Here is a 17,899-nt window from a genome sequence, read left to right as displayed (position 1 = left end):
GCAGAATAAGAACGTGGAGCCTATATGGGGCTTTGGCGGAAGGATTCAAGGGGCCCAAACAGGGCCCGATCAGATTTTCCTGCTGGCCCTCTGGCCGAACCCNGTGTTTTACTGTATAAAAACACAGATTATTTTCTCTCGCTCCGTGAGGGTCACCATGCTTACGCATCTCAGCATTCGCCATTTCACCCTGGTAGACCAGCTGGATCTGGATCTCAGGTCCGGCATGACCGCCATCACCGGGGAAACCGGTGCCGGTAAATCCATCGTTCTGGACGCGCTCGGACAGACGCTGGGCGACCGGGCGGACGGACAGCGGGTCCGGGCCGGGGCCCGCAAGGCGGATATCCACGCCACCTTCGATACCCAGCGGATACCGGCTGCCCGCCAGTGGCTGGAAGCCCAGGAGCTTCTCCAGGAAGACGCCCCCAGTGAGTGCCTGCTGCGACGGGTGATTACCGCCGAGGGCCGCTCCAAGGCCTTTATCAACGGCCACCCAGTCACTCTGCAGCAACTGAGAACCCTCGGGGAGATGCTGATCGATATCCACAGTCAGCACGAGCATCAGTCCCTACTGCGCAAAGAAACCCACCGGCACCTGCTGGATGAATACGCCGGCCAGAGCGAGCTGGCGGGAAAGGTGCGCCAGGCGTACCGACACTGGCAGACTTGCAAGCGCGACTTTGAAGCCCTGCGCGATAACGCCGAAGAGGTCAGCGCCCGCTATCAGCTATTGAGCTATCAGGTGCAGGAGTTGGAGCAACTGGACCTGAAAGAGGGCGAGCTGGACGAGCTGGAAGCGGAGCAGCGCAGTCTCGCCCACGCTNAGGATATATTGCGTGCCAGCCACGAACTGTCGGCCCTGTGCGGCGATGATGACCAGGGGTTGAGTGTCCTGATGCACCGGGCCTTGCACCTGCTGCGGGACATGCCCGAGAAGTCCGCCGCCCTGCAGGAGGCGGAACAGCTGCTCACCAGCGCCCAGATTCAGGTCGACGAGGCCCAGCGTGAGGTGGAGCATCATATCGATGGTTTCAATCTCGACCCGGAGCGGCTACGCGAGGTCGAGGAGCGCTTGAGCGCGATTTATGACGTNGCNCGCAAGCACCGTATCGGGCCCGAACAGCTGCCCCAGCTGTTCGCTGACCTGGGCGATGAGTTGGCCCAGCTTCAGGGCGGAGACGAGCGACTCGATGAGCTGGAGCAGCAGATGCAGGCCGCCGAAGCCGACTATCGCAAGGCCGCCAGCTCCCTGTCCAAAGCCCGGCAGAGCGCCAGCAGCAAACTGGCCAAAGCGGTCAATCAGCAGCTGAGTGATCTGGCCATGCCAAATGCCCGCCTGGAAGTCAGTCTGGCGTCGCTGNACGACAAGCCCGGCCCTCAGGGTCTGGAAGAGGTGGAGTTCATCATCAGNACCAACCCGGGTCAGCCGGCCCGCTCGCTGAACAANGTCGCCTCCGGNGGCGAGCTGTCTCGGGTCAGCCTGGCCATTCAGGTGGTGACCGCCCGCACCTCGGCCATTCCGACACTGGTGTTCGACGAAGTGGATGTCGGTATCGGGGGNGCGACCGGGGATGTGGTGGGTCGCCTGCTACGGCAACTCGGCGAGGGCGGTCAGGTGCTCTGCGTCACCCACCTGGCGCAGGTGGCCAGCAAGAGCCACCAACACCTCCAGGTCACCAAGACCGCGAAAAAGCAGTCGGCGGAGTCCACACTGGTGACCCTGGAGGGAGAGCAGAAAATCGAAGAAATTGCCCGCATGTTGGGTGGCATGAAGGTGACTGAACAGTCGTTGGCTCACGCCAGGGAGATGGTGACAGAGGGAGCGGCCTGAGAGGACCCGGACGCGCGGCACCANATGGGTGCCGCCACCGGCAATACGGCCACTTTATGGCCGAGGACTACTTCTTGGGCTTTACGTACAACACCAGGTTGTGATCAACCAGCTCGTAGCCGTGCTGCTCGGCGATCTGCCGCTGCAGGCGCTCGATTTCTTCGTTATGGAACTCAATGACCTCGCCTGAGTCCATACAGACCATGTGATCGTGATGCTCACCGCGAGCAATTTCAAACACTGAGTGGCCACCATCAAAGTTGTGGCGCTCCACCAGACCGGCACTCTCAAATTGCGTCAGTACCCGATACACGGTGGCCAGGCCCACATCGTCACCCGCCTCCATCAGTGCCTTGTAGACATCTTCGGCGCTCATATGATGGTTTTCGGACGACTCCAGCATTTGCAGAATCTTCACCCGGGGCAGGGTGACTTTCAGCCCCGCTTTGCGCAGTTCCTGATTTTCTTCGGCCATTTAACCCCCAAACCCTTCTCAGTATTCGCGTCAATCGGGTATTATCCCCGTTCATTTTGCCAAGTGGAAGCCCTTATATGAAAATAGCCAGCAAACTCTCACTGGTCGCCGTCTTGTTCGCCAGCTTGACAGGTTGCTCCTATTTCCAATTTCCCGGCGTGCACAAAATCTATGTGCAGCAAGGACACATCATCACCCAGGAGATGATCGACCAACTCGAAACCGGCATGACCAAGCGTCAGGTGCGCTTTGTGCTGGGCACGCCGCTGCTTGAAGATGGTTTCAACCAGGATCGCTGGGATTATCACTACAGCCTGAGTCGCGGCGACGAGAACCTGCGCGAGCGCCATCTGACGGTNTACTTCGAAAATGATCAGATGACCCGCTATGAAGGCAGCGCGGTCCGCCCCGAAGAAAGCAGCGACGAGGACGAGACACCGCTGGTACCGACCAATATCGAGGGCGACCCCCTGCCGACACCGGGTGAAGACGTCAATGATGACACCGAGGCGACGCCACTACCCACCAACACCATGTGATCCTCGGCCACCCCCGCCCGTCAATACCACCGGGGCCTCACCAACGAGGCTCCGTGCGATCAGGATTCCGCCTGTTTCTTCTGCGCCCTTTTGCGACGCACCTCTTTCGGATCTGAAATCAGCGGTCGATAGATCTCGACCCGATCCCCGGGCTGCAACTCGTGCTCCCGTGGCGGCTTGAGCCCCTTGGTTCCGAGCGCCTGACCAAAGATGCCCATCTTGGCGCTGTCCAGATCAATCTCCGGAAACACTTTCACAATACCCGAGCGCTCAGCCGCCTGATACGCCGTGGTACCCGGCTCCACCAACAGCTCTATGATCTTCTGTTGGTCCGGCCGGGCATAGGCCACNTCTACGGTAATCAAATCACCATCCGCCATGTTTGCAGCCCCTTANACACCATAGATCTGTCGGGCACGGCTGCACAGCGCATCCACCTGCTGACTTGCCGCCGACTCGAAAAACTTACCCACCGCCAGGCTCAGCAGGCGGTTCTGCATATCAAACTCCAGCTCCAGGCGCACTCGGCAGCCCTCGCCCACCGGCTCAAAGGTCCACTTNCCCTCCAGGCGGGAAAAGGGNCCATCCACCAGACTCATGGTCATGCTCTCCGGCGNCNTCAGCACGTTATGCGTNACAAANCTCTGNCTGATNCCCGCTTTCTGCAGNTCCAGGCGCGCCTCCAGCCANTCNTCNCCCCGGCNCAACACCTCGGCNCCGACGCAGTCACTCATGTACTCCGGATAGGCCTCGATATCGTTTACCAGNTCAAACATCTGCGCGGGTGAATAGTTCACCAGCGCACTGCGTTCTACTCGATGGGTCAAGAAAACATCTCCCGTTGATTCGCGGCCATCAGGCCCAGAAGCCGCCGATCAGAATCAGCAATAACGCCGGCGGACAAAGGTATTTGAGGAGCGTCAACCAGAGCTCAAACTGGCGCTCGCTCTCCTGGCGCAGCTCATGGCGCAACAGCTCCCGACGGGCCACCCAGCCNACAAACAGCGCCATGGCCAGACCGCCCAGCGGCAACATCACCCGCTGGGTGACAAAATCCAGAAAACCAAACACGTTCATACCGAACAGTCCGGTGAAGTCGGCCCAGTGNTTGAACGACAGAACCGAGCCNATGCCCAGCAGCCAGGCACTGCCGGCAATCAATCCGTTCGCCGTGTACCGCTTGAGCCCAAANCGNTCNGTGATATAGGCCACACAGGGCTCGAGCAGNGANATGGTNGAGCTCCAGGCGGCCAGGGTCACCAGCACAAAGAAGGCCGCCCCNAANANNACCCCNCCGGGCATNNTGCCNAAGGCNACCGGCAGACTGACAAACATCAGGCCGGGACCGTCGCCGGGNGAAATGCCCGGGGTGGCAAACACGATCGGNAACATCGCCAGCCCCGCCACCAGNGCNACCAACGTATCCAGNACCGCCACCGTCAGAACCATCTTGCCGATNGAGGCCTTGCCGGGCATATAGGAGCCGTANGCCATGATCGCNCCCATGGCNAGACTCANGGTAAANAANGCNTGNCCGAGGGCNATNGANGCGCCCTGCCAGGACAGGTCCGACACGTTGAANTCAAACATGAANTGCAGNCCCTGNGCGAANTCNCCCGCCACGNCGGCGTAGCCCANCAACANCAACANNANCANAAACANCAGCGGCATCANNACCCGNACNGCNGNTTCCANNCCNCGNGTCACCCCGAAGGCNACCACCAGCACNGTCAAGCCGATAAANACCGTCTGCCAGAGCATCAGGCGCGNCGGATCCGCNNGCANNGCNNCAAAAGCGGCGCTGGCCGNNTCNCCNTTCCANCCACTGAANCCACCCTGCACCGCNGTACTCATATAATCCAGCGCCCAGCCGGCCACCACACTGTAGAACGACAGNATCAGAAACGCGGTCAANACNCCNAGNGCCCCNATNAGNNTCCANTGNGGCGANACCCGNCTCTGNTGCGCCATTTTNCTGACCGAATCCACCGGGTTGGCGCGACCNTGNCGCCCGAGCACCACCTCGGCAATCATCACCGGCACGCCGATCANNGCNATAAACACCAGGTACATNAGCACAAACGCCCCNCCGCCNTTTTCGCCGGTGATGTAGGGAAACTTCCAGATGTTGCCCAGCCCCACCGCNGAACCGGTGGCGGCCAGGACAAAGGTGCCTTTATGTCCCCAAATCGCGTGTTGTTTGATGCGTTCCACGGCTGGCTCCGGGCTATAGTCGGTTTGCGCCGCTCTGGCGCACGCGGCCGACCCGCTGTTGCGGGCACAAAGGCGGCATTGTAACGGCAATTGTCGGGAATGTGCAGGGTTCGCCCCCGAATCCGGGCAGACAGAGAGGCCTTCAAGCCTTTATAATGCCCGCCGCACATTCACGCCCCGAGCAAGGTTGATCATTTCGATGAGTAAGAAGAAGGGTAAGAAACCCAGCGGCAATACCATTGCCCTGAACAAGAAGGCCAAGTTTGATTTCGCGCTGCAGGATCGCGTGGAGGCGGGCCTGTCGCTGCAGGGTTGGGAGGTGAAGAGCCTGCGCCAGGGTAAGGTGCAGCTGACGGATACCTATGTGCTGTTCAAAAACGGCGAGGCGTGGTTGCTCGGCGCCCACATATCACCGTTGCCCACGGCGTCGACTCACTTTGTGACCGATCCGACCCGCACTCGCAAACTGCTGCTCAAGCGCAAGGAGATTGCGAAGCTGCAGGCGGCGGCGGAGCAGAAGGGCTATACGGTGGTGGCAACGGCGCTGTATTGGAAGAAGCACTTGGTGAAGTGCGAGGTGGCGCTGGGTAAAGGGAAGCAGGAGCACGATAAGCGCGAGACGGAGAAGGAGCGCGATTGGAATCGTCAGAAGCGGGCGATCATGAAGGATGTCAATCGGTAGCTCTTTTCACTATTTTTCTTCTCCAAAGAGCCTGGACCCACCAAGCAGCCTGTCCCCTCCAGACTGTCCGGGCTCGGCATCAGGTAGGCCTTTTCGGAAACGCGATGAATACATCCCTGTAGCTCCCTCGCTTCTTCCCTGAAGCGAGGGTTCCGAAAAGGCCTACCTGACACCGAGCCCTCTGAAGTAACTTGCAGCCACAAAGCGTGAATACACCTCGGAGGGCACGGTATCGGGTGACCTGTTTTCAAACCCTCGCTTCAGGGATGAAGCGAGGGAGCCCCAGGGATGGGTTCATGTGTTTTGAAAACAGGTCACCCGGTAGCGGGCCCGGAGCCTTTTGAGGCACCGGAATGCCATGCCCGAAACAGCCCACCTGATAGCGAGCCCGGAGGTTCTGGAGGGGCTGAACTCTCTGGAAAATTAGAGCACGAACAGTGCCCAAGTAACGGCGGATGCGGCCTTTGGCCTTATCCGCCCTACGGAGAGGTCAGTGGGGAGCTTACGCGGAGAAAGGGTGGCGCAGGACGATGGTTTCGATGCGGTCCGGGCCGGTGGAGATGATGTCTACCGGTGTCTTCAGAATCTCTTCCAGACGACGGATATAAGCGCGGGCGTTTTCCGGCAGCTCATCCAGAGACTTGGCACCAACGGTCGACTCCTGCCAACCCGGCAGCTCCTCATACACCGGCTCAATCGCCTCCCAGCCCTCGGCATCGAACGGAATCCCTACCGGATTCCCCTGGGCATCGCGGTACTCAACACAGATTTTCACCGTGTCCAGACCGTCCAGCACATCCAGCTTGGTCAGACACAGGCCGGTGACGCTGTTGATCCGGTTGACGTGATGCAGAGCCACCGCATCAAACCAGCCACAGCGACGCTTGCGGCCCGTGGTCGCGCCAAACTCGTGCCCTTTCTCACCCAGGTGCTGACCCACACCGCAGTCAAGCTCGGTGGGGAATGGGCCGGAGCCGACACGAGTGGTGTACGCCTTGGTGATGCCCAGCACATAATCGAGGTACATGGGGCCAAAACCGGAGCCAGTCGCGGTGCCGCCAGCGGTGGTGTTGGAGGAGGTCACAAACGGATAGGTACCGTGGTCAATATCCAGCAGAGAACCCTGGGCCCCCTCGAACAGAATGCCTTCGCCGCGCTCGCGGGCGCTGTGCAGCGCCTCGGTCACGTCAGTGATCATCGGGCGCAGCTCTTCAGCCCAGGCGGTGCAGGTGTCCAGCACCTGTTGGTAATCCACTGCATCCACGCCGTAATAACTGGTCAGCATGAAGTTGTGGTAATCCAGCACTTCTTTTAACTTGGTCGCAAAACGGTCCATATGCAACAGATCGCCCAGGCGCAGGCCCCGGCGGGCCACTTTGTCTTCGTAGGCCGGACCAATACCCCGGCCGGTGGTGCCAATCTTTGCGTTGCCACGGGCCGCCTCGCGCGCCTGGTCCAGGGCAATGTGGTAGGGCAGAATCAGCGGGCAGGCCGGCGACAGGCGCAGGCGCTTGCGCACGGGAACGTTCTTGGCTTCCAGCTCGGCAATTTCCTTGAACAGGGCCTCGGGAGACAGCACCACGCCGTTGCCGATCAGGCAGGTGACATCTTCACGCAAAATGCCGGAGGGGATCAGGTGAAGAACGGTCTTCTCACCGTCGATCACCAGTGTATGGCCGGCATTGTGGCCGCCCTGGAAGCGGGCCACCAGCGATACCTGATCGGTCAGCAGGTCGACGATCTTACCCTTGCCTTCGTCACCCCACTGGGTGCCCAAAATCACGACGTTCTTACCCATGTTTGTGCAACTCATTTTGTAACATTGAATGTGCTCCCCGGCCGATCAGGCCAGAGGAATAACCTGGTAGTGTCCGTCCTTCAGGACCAGTTGGCGGTCACAGCCCGCTTCCTCGGGCGGTGTTGGCTCGGCGCCGAAGACCACCCGTTCCCCTTTTGCCCGCAACGCCTGTACGGCCTGCCACTGCTCGGGCGTGGCCTGATCGGTGGCCCAGACTCCCCTGGGGACCTGGCGCTCGATCAACCCCAATTTACTGATCGCGGAAATATCCACCGCAAACCCGGTCGCGGGCCGAGCCCGGCCGAAGACTTCACCAATATGATCGTACCGGCCGCCACTGGCGATCGGGTTGCCATAACCGGGCGCAAAGGCCGCGAACACCAGGCCGGTCAGGTAGTGGTAACCGCGGACTTCGCCGAGGTCGAAGTAAAGTTCCGCCGCCGGGTAGCGCTCAGCCACCACGTTGGCGACCTGCTCCAGTTGATCCACGGCCGCCAGCACGGCGGGCGGGCACTGGGCAAAACAGTTCCGAGCCCGATCCAGCACGGACCGATCGCCGGCCAGCCCCGGCAGCGCAAGGAACACCTCGGCCAGGGGCGAACCATTCAGGTTGTCCGCTACCCAGGCGCGAATTTCGGTGACGGCCTTGCGCTGCAGCAGGTCGAAAAAGATATCTTCCTGTGCCTGGCTCAGATCGGCGGCATCGGCCAGGGCCCGATAAATACCGACATGCCCCAGGTCGATGTGCTGGCGCGGAAGCCCCGCCAGGGTGAGGGATTCGAGCAGCAGCGACACCACTTCGATATCGGCCCGAGTGCCCGGCTCACCAAAGAATTCGACCCCGGCCTGAATGGGGGTACGGGTGGCGAGGGGGTTCTTGGGTTTGGCGTGAACCACATGGCCGGCGTAGCAGAGGCGATTGGCGCCGGGCAGCGTAAAACTGTGGGCATCCATGCGGGCGGTCTGCGGCGTAATATCGGCGCGGATACCCAGGGTGCGGCCCGAGAGCTGATCGGTCACTTTGAAGGTGAGCAGATCCACATCGCGGCCCAGGCCGGTCAGCAAGGAGTCGGTGTACTCCAGCAACGGCGGAATCACCAGGTCGTAACCCCAGGTGCGGTAGAGGTCTACCAGGCGACGGCGCAGTTGCTCAATGGCCTCGGCCTCGGCAGGCAGAATTTCCTCAACACCGTCGGGCAACAGCCAGCGGTCAGCATAGGTCATAACAGACTCGAACAGTTGTTGGATTCAGCGTACGCAATGGTCCCGGCCGGGAGACAACGTCTAACGAAGCCACAGCAGCAGGCCGGCCCCGATAAGCATGCTTACCAGACCCATGGTGCGCAGTCGGCGATCATCTACCCTGGCCAGCGTTGCCACGGCCTGGCGCCAGCGCTGGGGGTACAGAAACGGAAGTATGCCCTCGATCACCAGCATCAGGCAGAAGGCGCGCGCGAGGTCTTCCCACATGGCGGCCACTCCCAAACCGGACACAAAAAACCGGGCGCTTCACGCGCCCGGCGGCAGGATTTTAGCACTTTTTGCGGGCAAATGGTGCCCATTGCCCGGCTATTTTTGGCCTTCGGCATTCTTCAGGTACTGGAAGAACTCGCTCGACGGGTCCACCACCAGAAGGTCATCACTGCCGTTGAAGGCATTCCTGTAGGCATTCAGGCTGCGCACAAAGGCATAGAAATCCGGGTTCTGGTTGAACGCCGCGGCGTAAATGGCCGCCGCCCTGGCATCGCCATCACCACGCAGAAGTTCAGCATCGCGATAGGCGTTGGCCTCGAGCACCGCGCGCTGGCGATCGGCATCCGCCCGAATCACTTCCGCCTGCTCGCGACCGGTGGCACGGTACTCGCGGGCCTCCTTCTCGCGGTCAGCGGCCATCCGGTCAAAAACCGACTCACTGACATCGTCAGGCAGATCGATCCGCTTTACGCGGATATCAATCACTTCAACCCCCAGCAGCTCCATGGCGGTTTCGTTCATCTGAGCGGTCAGATCTTCCATCAGCTTGTCCCGCTCACCCGAGACCACTTCATGCAGGGTGCGCCGACCGACCTCGTTACGCAGACCGTCCGCCACCCGGGAGGCGAGACGGGCATCAGCCACATCTTCCTGACCACCGGTGGCCTTGTAGTAGGCCTCGACGTTCTTGACCCGCCACTTGGCATAGGAGTCGACGATCAAGCGCTTGTTCTCCACCGTGTAAAAACTCTCGGGACGGGCGTCAGCGGTCAATATCCGACCATCGAATTTACGGACCCGATCCGCGAAGGGAAGCTTGATGTGTACGCCGGGCTGTACATCCGCGTTCACCAGAGCACCAAAACGAAGCACAACGGCGCGCTCGTATTCATTCACAATGAACACCGTATTGGCGCCAACCAGAACCAGGACACCCAGTAGGACCAGGGTAAAGATACCTTTATTGGACATCAGCGAATATCCCCCCGAGTGTTGGTTCGCGTGGCGCTGGATGGGCGACGATTGAGCTCGCGGGTCACCTGCTCAGTGACATCCCGCAGCGCGTCGGCCGACATGCCGGTCTGGCCGGCGTTGCCCGACGCCCCATCGCTCTGACGGTTCTGCAGACGGTCCAGCGGCAGATACATCATGTTGTTGCCATCTTCCACATCGACCATGACTTTGCTGGCCTTGGAAAACACTTCCTCAACCGCGTCGATATACAGGCGACGCCGGGTCACCTCGGGGGCCTTGTCGAATTCGGCCATCAGCAGCTCAAAGCGGCGGGACTCACCTTCCGCCTCGGCCACGACGCGAGCCCGGTAGGCCTCCGCCTCCTCGATCATGCGCTGGGCCTGACCGCGGGCCTGAGGGATCACCGAGTTGGCGTACGCCTGGGCTTCGTTCTTGAGGCGCTCTTCGTCCTCTTTGGCCTTGATCACATCATCAAAAGCGTCGCGCACCTCTTCCGGTGGGCGAGCCTCCTGGATGTTCACTTCACGCACGGCGATACCCGCGCCGTAGCTGTCCAGATAATTCTGCAGGCGTTGCTGCACTTCATCCGCAATCAGCTGACGCCCCCCGGAGAGCACCTGATTGATCTCGCTTGAGCCCACCACATGGCGCAACGCGCTGTCCGCGGCCTGGCGCAAGCTGTTTTCCGGATCGCGGACGTTCAGCACAAACGCCTTCACGTCATTGACGTTGTACTGCACGGTAATCGGCAGCTCGACGATGCTTTCGTCCTGGGTCAACATCAGCCCACGGGAGGGGTACTGCCGCTCCTCGGTCACATTTTCCACAAAGACAGTCGTGATCAGCGGCGCATTCCAGCGCAGCCCGGCATCCTTGATTTCCTGGAATGCACCGAACTGCAGCACCACCGCGCGCTCTTTGGCATCGACCACATAGAAACCGAGCACGAAGTAAATGGCGGCCGCAACCAGCAGCACAATACCCACCAGAGGTGCGGCACTGCCGGCATTGCCGCCGCCACTACCGGAGCCACCGCCCGATCCGCCGAACAGGCCATTCAGCCGATCGCGAAATTTCTTCCAGGCTTCATCCAAATCCGGCGGGCCACTGTTATTGCCGCCTCCCCAGGGGTCCTTACCCCCGCCTCCCGGTTCATTCCAGGCCATATTGACTCTCCGTCGATTAACGTCTTTCCCCAGCGACAGGCACTGCGGAATGGATATTCGGGTACCGTCAAGCAGATCGCTCCGGCAAGAGCGAGATTCTAGCAAAGTCGGGCGCCGCTCTAACAGGCAATTCGGTCGGAATCGTCTCCGTCGGCCCAGTGCAATTCGTCATAGCGCAGGTTTTCAGCGCTCAGCAAACGCATCAGATCACTTTTGGGCAGCCGTATCTCCAGTAACACCGAGCCGTCCTCGCCGTGCTGTTCGTCGGCCACCGCCTGCTGTTGATAGAGCTTGGCCCGCAGGCGCCCCTGCTCGGGCTTGAGCTGCAACCGTCCGGCGACCATCTCCCGCCCCAGGGCATCGGAGATGGCTTCCATCAGCAACTCGACCCCCTGCCCGGTCTGGGCAGACAGCCANACGGCAATCGGCTTGCCGTGGTCATCACGATCGATACGGGGCTCCATACCGAGCAGATCAATCTTGTTGTAGACACGCAATTCCGGCAGTTCCGCCGCGCCGATTTCTGCCAGCACCTCCTCGACCTGCTCGATATTGTGCAGCCGCTCCTCCGCCGCCGCATCGATCACGTGGAGCAGCAGGCTGGAATTGCTGGCCTCCTCTAGGGTCGCCCGGAAGGCCTGCACCAGCTTGTGCGGCAAATGGCTGATGAAACCCACCGTATCGGCCAGAATCAGCGCGCCGACATCGGGCACTTCGAGCCGACGCATGGTCGGATCCAGGGTGGCGAACAGCTGGTTCTCCGCGAACACCTTGGCATCGGTAATCTGGTTGAACAGCGTGGATTTGCCGGCGTTGGTGTAGCCCACCAGGGACACCGTGGGAATGTCCGCTCGCTGGCGGGAACGGCGCCCCTGATTACGCTGGGTGCGCACCTTGGCCAGCCGCTTCTCGATGGCGGTAATCCGCCCGCGCAGCAGTCGACGGTCGGTTTCGAGCTGGGTTTCACCCGGGCCCCGCAGGCCGATACCGCCCTTCTGGCGCTCCAGGTGGGTCCAGCCGCGCACCAGGCGCGTGGCCATATGACGCAGCTGCGCCAACTCCACCTGCAATTTGCCCTCAAAGGTGCGGGCGCGCTGGGCAAAAATATCCAGAATCAGGCCGGTACGATCCAAAACCCGGCACTCGAGTGCCTGCTCCAGGTTACGCTCCTGACTGGGAGAGAGTGTGTGGTTGAAGATGACCAGCTCCGCACCATTTTCCTTCACCACCGCCTGCAGCTCTTCGAGCTTGCCGGTGCCGACAAAGTATTTGGCATGGGGAGCCGCGCGCTGACCACCCACCAGAGCGATCGGGTCGCCACCGGCAGACAATACCAGCTCTTCAAATTCTCGGGGGTCTTCCGGCGCCTGGCCGTGGGAGAGATCCAGGTGAACCAGCACCGCCAGTTCACCGGANTCGGGACGATCAAAAAACAAGTAGTTACCTCAGCGGCAGATTACTCGGCCGGTGCTTCCTCGCCTTCGCCTTCCGCCGGATTCAGCAGAGGAACACGCACAGCGCGAGAGGGCACAACCGTGGAAATGGCATGCTTGTAGACCATCTGGCTGACAGTGTTCTTCAGCAGCACAACAAACTGGTCGAACGATTCAACCTGACCCTGCAACTTGATGCCGTTTACCAGGTAAATGGATACCGGTACACGCTCTTTGCGCAGTACGTTCAGGTAAGGGTCTTGTAAACTATGCCCTTTTGACATGGTTATTCTCCTTATCGAGATAGAAATTTATCCGCCTAAGTCCTCCCCACTGGAGCTGGAAAGGGGGCGGCCAGAAAAACATGAAAAACTGACTAGGATTCTCACACCGCTATTATATGGTCGTAGTACCCATAGAATTCAAGGTGTTCTTAACAATTTCTTGCAAGTTGAGATCTGAACCGGACTCGTCCTGCGTGTAAATCCACGAGAGTGAAGGCCAACCCCGCAGCCACGTCACCTGGCGCTTGGCCAGCTGGCGCGTCGCCACCACCCCCCGCTCACAGAGCTCGCTTCGGCTCATGGTCGGCCCCGGCCCTTCCTCAGCGTCCAGGTACTCCCAGACTTGACGGTAGCCTACCGCCCGTATCGCCGGCAGGCTGGGCTGGAGATCGCCGCGGGCACGCAGGGTTTTGACCTCATCGATCAGTCCCTGTTCCAACATCTGCTCAAACCGGGTCTGTATACGCTGATGCAGCACCTTGCGATCACGGGGAGATATGGCCAACTGGGTGACATCAAAGCGCTCGGTAAACGCCGGGCCCGCCTGGGCCTGCTGCTCGCGGCGCAGCTCGGTCATGGTTTTGCCGCTGACCCGGTAGACTTCCAGGGCACGACTGAGGCGCTGGGAGTGGTTGGGGTGAATCTCGGCCGCCATTTCGGGGTCCACCTCGGCCAATTGCGCGTGAATATGGGGCCAGCCGTGCTCGGCGGCCTCACGCTCAATGGCTTCGCGTACCGCCGGATCCGCCTCGGGCATGGGCGCCAGGCCGTCCAGCAGGGCTTTAAAATAGAGCATGGTGCCGCCCACCAGCAGCGGGATACGGCCAGCGGCGTGAATATCGGCGATTTCCCGCTCGGCGTCGGCCCGAAAATCCGCCACCGAGTAGGGATCGGCCGGGTCGCGGATATCAATCAAGCGGTGCGGCGCCCGAGCGAGCTCCTCGGCGGTGGGTTTGGCGGTGCCAATATCCATGCCCCGGTAGACCAGGGTGGAGTCGACACTGATCAGCTCCACCGGCAGGTGCTCGCGCAGGGCCATGGCCAGGGCGGTTTTGCCGGAGGCGGTGGGGCCCATCAGGAAGATGACTTTTTGGCGGTTGGTCATGGTTTATAGCGCCGTGTTTTAGTACTTCGTAGAGAGTCCGGTCCGGATTGGGGTAGACCCTTCCCGGACACGCCGTAAACCCATGACGTGCATGGATGCACTAATGCCGCGATGGCATGGATGCCACAGAGCGGCCCCTGGGGGCTCGCATCGCGGGTCCCCCGCTCCACGGTCCGGGAAGGGTCTACCCCAATCCGGACCTCCTAGGTCGCCGCGTGCTTTGGTGGCTGCGTATTTCCAAAACGCGACAAATCTATCCATGGAGCTCCCTCACTTCATCCATGAAGTGAGGGTTTGGGAATGGTTTACCCGATGTCGGGCCCTCAGAAGCAGCATCGTGGTTCGCGTAGGGCGGATAAGCGCAACGCGCGCATCCGCCGTAAATACCCTTACAACCCACGGATAAAAATCGGGGATTGGGTAACGGCGGATGCGGGCTGCGCCCTTATCCGCCCTACGCCACCTAAGTTGGACATGGCACTGAGGTCAGGGGTGGGGTATGGCATTCCGGGACCGTGGAGCGGGGGACCCGCGATGCGAGCCCCCAGGGATGGGTTCACGGCGTGTCCCGGAATGCCATACCCCACCCCTGACCGGACAATACTAAATCCACCCAAGCGCTCTACTGCCCACGCATAAAGAGCTTGTCGAGTTCGTCCAGGGACTGCAGCGCCCAAGTGGGGCGGCCGTGGTTGCACTGGCCGCTGCGCTCGGTGGCCTCCATATCCCGCAACAGGGCATTCATCTCCGGAACGGTCAGGCGGCGGTTGGCGCGCACCGAACCGTGACAGGCCATGGTCGAGAGCAGCTCGTTGATCCGCTGCTGAATCCGCTCACTGCTGCCGTACTCGATCAGATCCGAGAGCACATCCCGCACCAACTGCGCCACCGGGGCGCGGTTGAGCAGTGCCGGCACCTGGCGAACCAGAAGCGTCTCCGGGCCGGCGCGCTGTAACTCAAAGCCCAACTGAGTGAAGGTATCGGCGTGCTCCTCGGCACAGTCCGCCTCCTTCTGGCTCACCGCAATGCTCTCCGGCACCAGCAGCGGCTGGGTCTGCAGGCCACCTTGGCCAAACGCGGACTTCATCCGCTCGTACGTGATGCGTTCATGGGCCGCGTGCATATCGACGATGATCAGCCCCTGGGCGTTCTCCGCCAGAATATAAATGCCCTTGAGCTGGGCAATGGCATAACCCAGCGGCGGCACCTCGCCATCCTCAGACTCCGGCATCGGTGTAGGCGCCGACGGAGCCGCTGCCCCACCGTACTGGCCCTGGTAGCCGGCACCGCCATTAAACGGCTGATGCAGGCTGCCGTACTGGCGCATCTGCTCCGCGACCGCGCCCGGGGCGGGCGCACCGGGGGGCTGATACCCGCCGGCCGGGTGACTGGCGGCGGCCAGGCCCATGGGCGCCTGGCGAAACTCGCCTGCGGCGGCTCCGCTCAGGGCTGGCTCGGGCGCATCGGTCTCCGACTCCAGACGATCCCCCGGGCGGACCTGAGCCAGGGCATGATGCAGGCTGCTGAAAATGAAGTCGTGCACCCGGCGGTTGTCCCGGAAGCGCACTTCGTGCTTGGTCGGGTGGACGTTGACATCCACGGTGGACGGGTCCACTTCCAGGTACAGCACAAACGCCGGGTGGCGTCCGTGATAGAGCACGTCCTGGTAAGCCTGACGGACTGCATGCCCGACCAGCTTGTCACGAATGGCCCGACCGTTGACGTAAAAATGCTGCAGGTCCGCCTGGCTGCGATTGAAGCTCGGCTGCGCCACCCACCCCCACAGGCGCAGTCCGGAGCGCTCGATATCAATGTGCAGCGCCTGCTCCATAAACGCCGGGCCGCACACCTGAGCCACCCGGCGCTCGCGCTCAATCTGGGTGCCGGCTTCACGCCAGCTGTAAACCGCACGGTTATTGTTGCGCAAGGTGAAGGCGACATCGAACCGGGACAGGGCCTGGCGCTTGATGACATCGTCCAGATGGTTGTATTCGGTCTTTTCCGTGCGCAGGAATTTGCGCCGGGCCGGGGTATTGAAAAACAGATCCCGCACTTCCACCGTGGTGCCTTTGGGGTGGGCAGCCGGCGCCAGCTCGGCCTGCATATCCCGCCCTTCGGCGGTGACCTGCCAACCGGCGCTCTCGTCGCTGGTATTACTGGTCAGGGTCAGGCGCGCCACGGAACTGATACTGGCCAGGGCCTCACCGCGGAACCCCAGGGTGGCCACCGCCTCAAGGTCATCCAGCTCGCGAATCTTGCTGGTGGCGTGGCGACTCAGGGCCAGGGGCAGATCGGATTTGTCGATACCACCGCCGTTGTCGCGCACTCGCATCAACTTGACGCCACCGTCCTCAACGTCCACTTCAACGCGGGTCGCGCCCGCGTCCAGACTATTTTCCAGCAGCTCCTTGATCACCGATGACGGGCGCTCCACCACCTCGCCGGCGGCGATCTGGTTGGCGAGGCGCGGGTTGAGCAATTGAATTCTAGACATGCATTCTCAATAGGGTTAAAGGCTGGCGTAGGCCAGCCGCGAGCCTCAGCTCGATGGAATTTTCAGTACCTGTCCGACCTGGATCACGTGACCGTTGAGGCCGTTTTCCCGCCGGATGGCATCCACACTGACGTTGTGCTGGCGGGCAATGGCGCTCAGGGTGTCTCCGCGACTGATGGTGTACTCCCGCGCATCTCCACCGCCCTGACGGCGGCTGGCCAGATAGGTGCCGGCCGGTGGCTGGCGTTCGAAGTAACGGCGTACCCCCTGCCCGATACGGTCCGCCATCTGCTGGCGATACTGGGCCGTGGCCAGTTTGCGCGCCTCACCGGGATTGGAGATAAAACCGGTCTCCACCAGAATGGACGGCACATCGGGCGATTTGAGCACGGCGAAGCCGGCCTGCTCGACCCGGGGTTTGTGCAACCGGGAGATGCCGCCCATAGACTCAAGCACCTCCTTACCTACCGTCAGACTCGAGTTGAGCGTCGCGGTCATGGACAGGTCCACCAGTACACCGGCCAGCACTTCGTCTTTGTCTTCCAGGCTGACACTGCCCACCCCGCCAATCAGGTCGGCCTCGTTTTCGCGTTCGGCCAGAAACCGGGCGGTCTCACTGGTGGCGCCGCTGCGCGACAGGGCGAACACCGAGCTGCCATTGGCCGACGGGTGGGTAAAGGCATCGGCGTGAATCGATACAAACAGGTCCGCCTGCATCTTACGGGCGATATTGCGTCGCTCCCGCAAGGGCACATAATAGTCGCCGGTGCGCACCAGTTTGGCCTCATAGCCGGGAATCCCATTGAGCTCCCGGACCAGCCGCTTGGCGATATCAAACACCACGTTTTTCTCGTACAGTTTGCCGGGGCCAATTGCCCCCGGATCCTCGCCCCCGTGGCCGGCATCCACGGCAATCACCACGTTCCGATCGCCGCTGGTTGTGGCAGGGGTTTTATCCGCGAGCGCTTCCGCCCGACTTTTTCCCTGATCGTGCAGATCGATTACCAGCCGGTCATTGGTGCCGGCGTGGCGCTTGAGCAGGAAACTCTTGGGGCGCACGGATTCTTTCAGGTCGAACACCACCCGCAGAGTGCCATCGCTGCGATGCGCACTGCGTACCCGCCGGATCGGGGTATCGTCCAGCGCGAGATCATCCAGGCTGGCCTTGAGCCGGGTATCGGCAACGTCGACGACCACCCGGCTGGGCGAACTCAGGGAGAACAGNTTGTGGTCCACCGGGCCGCTGAGATCGAACACCNACCGCGTGTGGTCCGGTGCGCGCCACAGACGGACACTATCCACATCCGCAGCGCTGANCGGAAANGACCCACTACCCATCAGGAGCACCACCAGGGCCCACCGAGTCGNTTGTTGTCTCCAGGCTGTTTTCAAAGCGCTTTTCCCGACACGATTGTAGATTCCATAAC

17 protein-coding genes are annotated in these 17,899 nt (G+C 61.3%); 3 read left to right on the top strand and 14 right to left on the bottom strand.

The annotated features are described in order from the left end of the window. The first annotated feature begins 157 nt into the window (after nt 1-157). Nucleotides 158-1,834, top strand: a complete 1,677-nt coding sequence (recN, locus tag CMG77_RS01500) for a DNA repair protein RecN (RefSeq protein WP_286903492.1) — start codon at nt 158-160, stop codon at nt 1,832-1,834. A gap of 67 nt (nt 1,835-1,901) precedes the next feature. On the opposite strand, the gene fur is transcribed toward recN, so the two are convergent. Further along, complete coding sequence (gene fur / locus CMG77_RS01495; protein ID WP_024461128.1) at nt 1,902-2,309, bottom strand: ferric iron uptake transcriptional regulator; 408 nt, start codon at nt 2,307-2,309, stop codon at nt 1,902-1,904. 77 nt (nt 2,310-2,386) lie between these two features. Here fur and CMG77_RS01490 point away from each other — a divergent pair, with 77 nt between their 5' ends. Beyond that, on the top strand, nt 2,387-2,848 hold the full coding sequence (locus tag CMG77_RS01490) for an outer membrane protein assembly factor BamE (RefSeq protein WP_024461129.1): 462 nt from the start codon (nt 2,387-2,389) through the stop codon (nt 2,846-2,848). Nucleotides 2,849-2,907: 59 nt separating this feature from the next. Here CMG77_RS01490 and CMG77_RS01485 read toward each other — a convergent pair whose 3' ends face one another. From CMG77_RS01485 to CMG77_RS01475, 3 genes are all read right to left on the bottom strand, one after another. Next, complete coding sequence (locus CMG77_RS01485; RefSeq protein WP_286903491.1) at nt 2,908-3,228, bottom strand: RnfH family protein; 321 nt, start codon at nt 3,226-3,228, stop codon at nt 2,908-2,910. Nucleotides 3,229-3,240: 12 nt separating this feature from the next. Further along, on the bottom strand, nt 3,241-3,675 hold the full coding sequence (locus CMG77_RS01480; RefSeq protein WP_286903490.1) for a type II toxin-antitoxin system RatA family toxin: 435 nt from the start codon (nt 3,673-3,675) through the stop codon (nt 3,241-3,243). Between the two features lie 28 nt (nt 3,676-3,703). Further along, the gene (locus tag CMG77_RS01475) at nt 3,704-5,062 is read right to left on the bottom strand and encodes a sodium-dependent transporter (RefSeq protein WP_286903489.1); all 1,359 of its coding nucleotides are present in this window, start codon (nt 5,060-5,062) and stop codon (nt 3,704-3,706) included. Nucleotides 5,063-5,261: 199 nt separating this feature from the next. Here CMG77_RS01475 and smpB point away from each other — a divergent pair, with 199 nt between their 5' ends. Further along, a complete protein-coding gene (gene smpB / locus CMG77_RS01470) occupies nt 5,262-5,744 on the top strand; it encodes an SsrA-binding protein SmpB (protein WP_024461133.1) in 483 nt (160 codons plus the stop codon). Nucleotides 5,745-6,246: 502 nt separating this feature from the next. Here smpB and CMG77_RS01465 read toward each other — a convergent pair. From CMG77_RS01465 to CMG77_RS01420, 10 genes are all read right to left on the bottom strand, one after another. Then, nucleotides 6,247-7,542 (bottom strand): adenylosuccinate synthase, encoded by a 1,296-nt coding sequence (locus CMG77_RS01465; protein WP_286804774.1) that lies wholly within the window; start codon nt 7,540-7,542, stop codon nt 6,247-6,249. 45 nt (nt 7,543-7,587) lie between these two features. Beyond that, entirely contained in the window at nt 7,588-8,766 is a 1,179-nt protein-coding gene (locus tag CMG77_RS01460; RefSeq protein WP_286804772.1) for an ATP phosphoribosyltransferase regulatory subunit, read from the bottom strand. A 60-nt stretch (nt 8,767-8,826) separates the two neighbouring features. After that, nucleotides 8,827-9,012 carry a DUF2065 domain-containing protein gene (locus CMG77_RS01455; protein WP_123638181.1) on the bottom strand — a complete coding sequence of 62 codons (186 nt, stop codon included), beginning with the start codon at nt 9,010-9,012 and terminating at the stop codon, nt 8,827-8,829. A gap of 99 nt (nt 9,013-9,111) precedes the next feature. Continuing rightward, nucleotides 9,112-9,987, bottom strand: coding sequence for a protease modulator HflC (hflC, locus tag CMG77_RS01450; RefSeq protein ID WP_123638182.1), 876 nt, complete (start codon nt 9,985-9,987; stop codon nt 9,112-9,114). Continuing rightward, complete coding sequence (gene hflK / locus CMG77_RS01445) at nt 9,987-11,156, bottom strand: FtsH protease activity modulator HflK (protein WP_286903488.1); 1,170 nt, start codon at nt 11,154-11,156, stop codon at nt 9,987-9,989. Before hflK ends, hflC begins: the two co-directional genes overlap by 1 nt. 119 nt (nt 11,157-11,275) lie before the next feature. Next, on the bottom strand, nt 11,276-12,592 hold the full coding sequence (gene hflX / locus CMG77_RS01440; RefSeq protein ID WP_286903487.1) for a ribosome rescue GTPase HflX: 1,317 nt from the start codon (nt 12,590-12,592) through the stop codon (nt 11,276-11,278). 20 nt (nt 12,593-12,612) lie between these two features. Continuing rightward, nucleotides 12,613-12,873, bottom strand: coding sequence for an RNA chaperone Hfq (gene hfq, locus CMG77_RS01435; RefSeq protein WP_024461140.1), 261 nt, complete (start codon nt 12,871-12,873; stop codon nt 12,613-12,615). 112 nt (nt 12,874-12,985) lie between these two features. Continuing rightward, nucleotides 12,986-13,978: a tRNA (adenosine(37)-N6)-dimethylallyltransferase MiaA gene (miaA, locus tag CMG77_RS01430; RefSeq protein WP_123638185.1), complete on the bottom strand. Its 993-nt coding sequence runs from the start codon at nt 13,976-13,978 to the stop codon at nt 12,986-12,988. A gap of 622 nt (nt 13,979-14,600) precedes the next feature. Beyond that, nucleotides 14,601-16,472, bottom strand: a complete 1,872-nt coding sequence (mutL, locus tag CMG77_RS01425; protein ID WP_286807335.1) for a DNA mismatch repair endonuclease MutL — start codon at nt 16,470-16,472, stop codon at nt 14,601-14,603. A gap of 45 nt (nt 16,473-16,517) precedes the next feature. After that, on the bottom strand, nt 16,518-17,810 hold the full coding sequence (locus tag CMG77_RS01420; RefSeq protein WP_286903486.1) for an N-acetylmuramoyl-L-alanine amidase: 1,293 nt from the start codon (nt 17,808-17,810) through the stop codon (nt 16,518-16,520). Between the last annotated feature and the right edge of the window lie 89 nt (nt 17,811-17,899).

The sequence above is a fragment of the Marinimicrobium sp. genome (assembly GCF_002695945.1).
Taxonomy (GTDB): domain Bacteria; phylum Pseudomonadota; class Gammaproteobacteria; order Pseudomonadales; family Cellvibrionaceae; genus Marinimicrobium; species Marinimicrobium koreense.
Note: the sequence above shows the minus strand (reverse complement) of the source record. Positions and strands in the feature narration are given on the sequence as shown.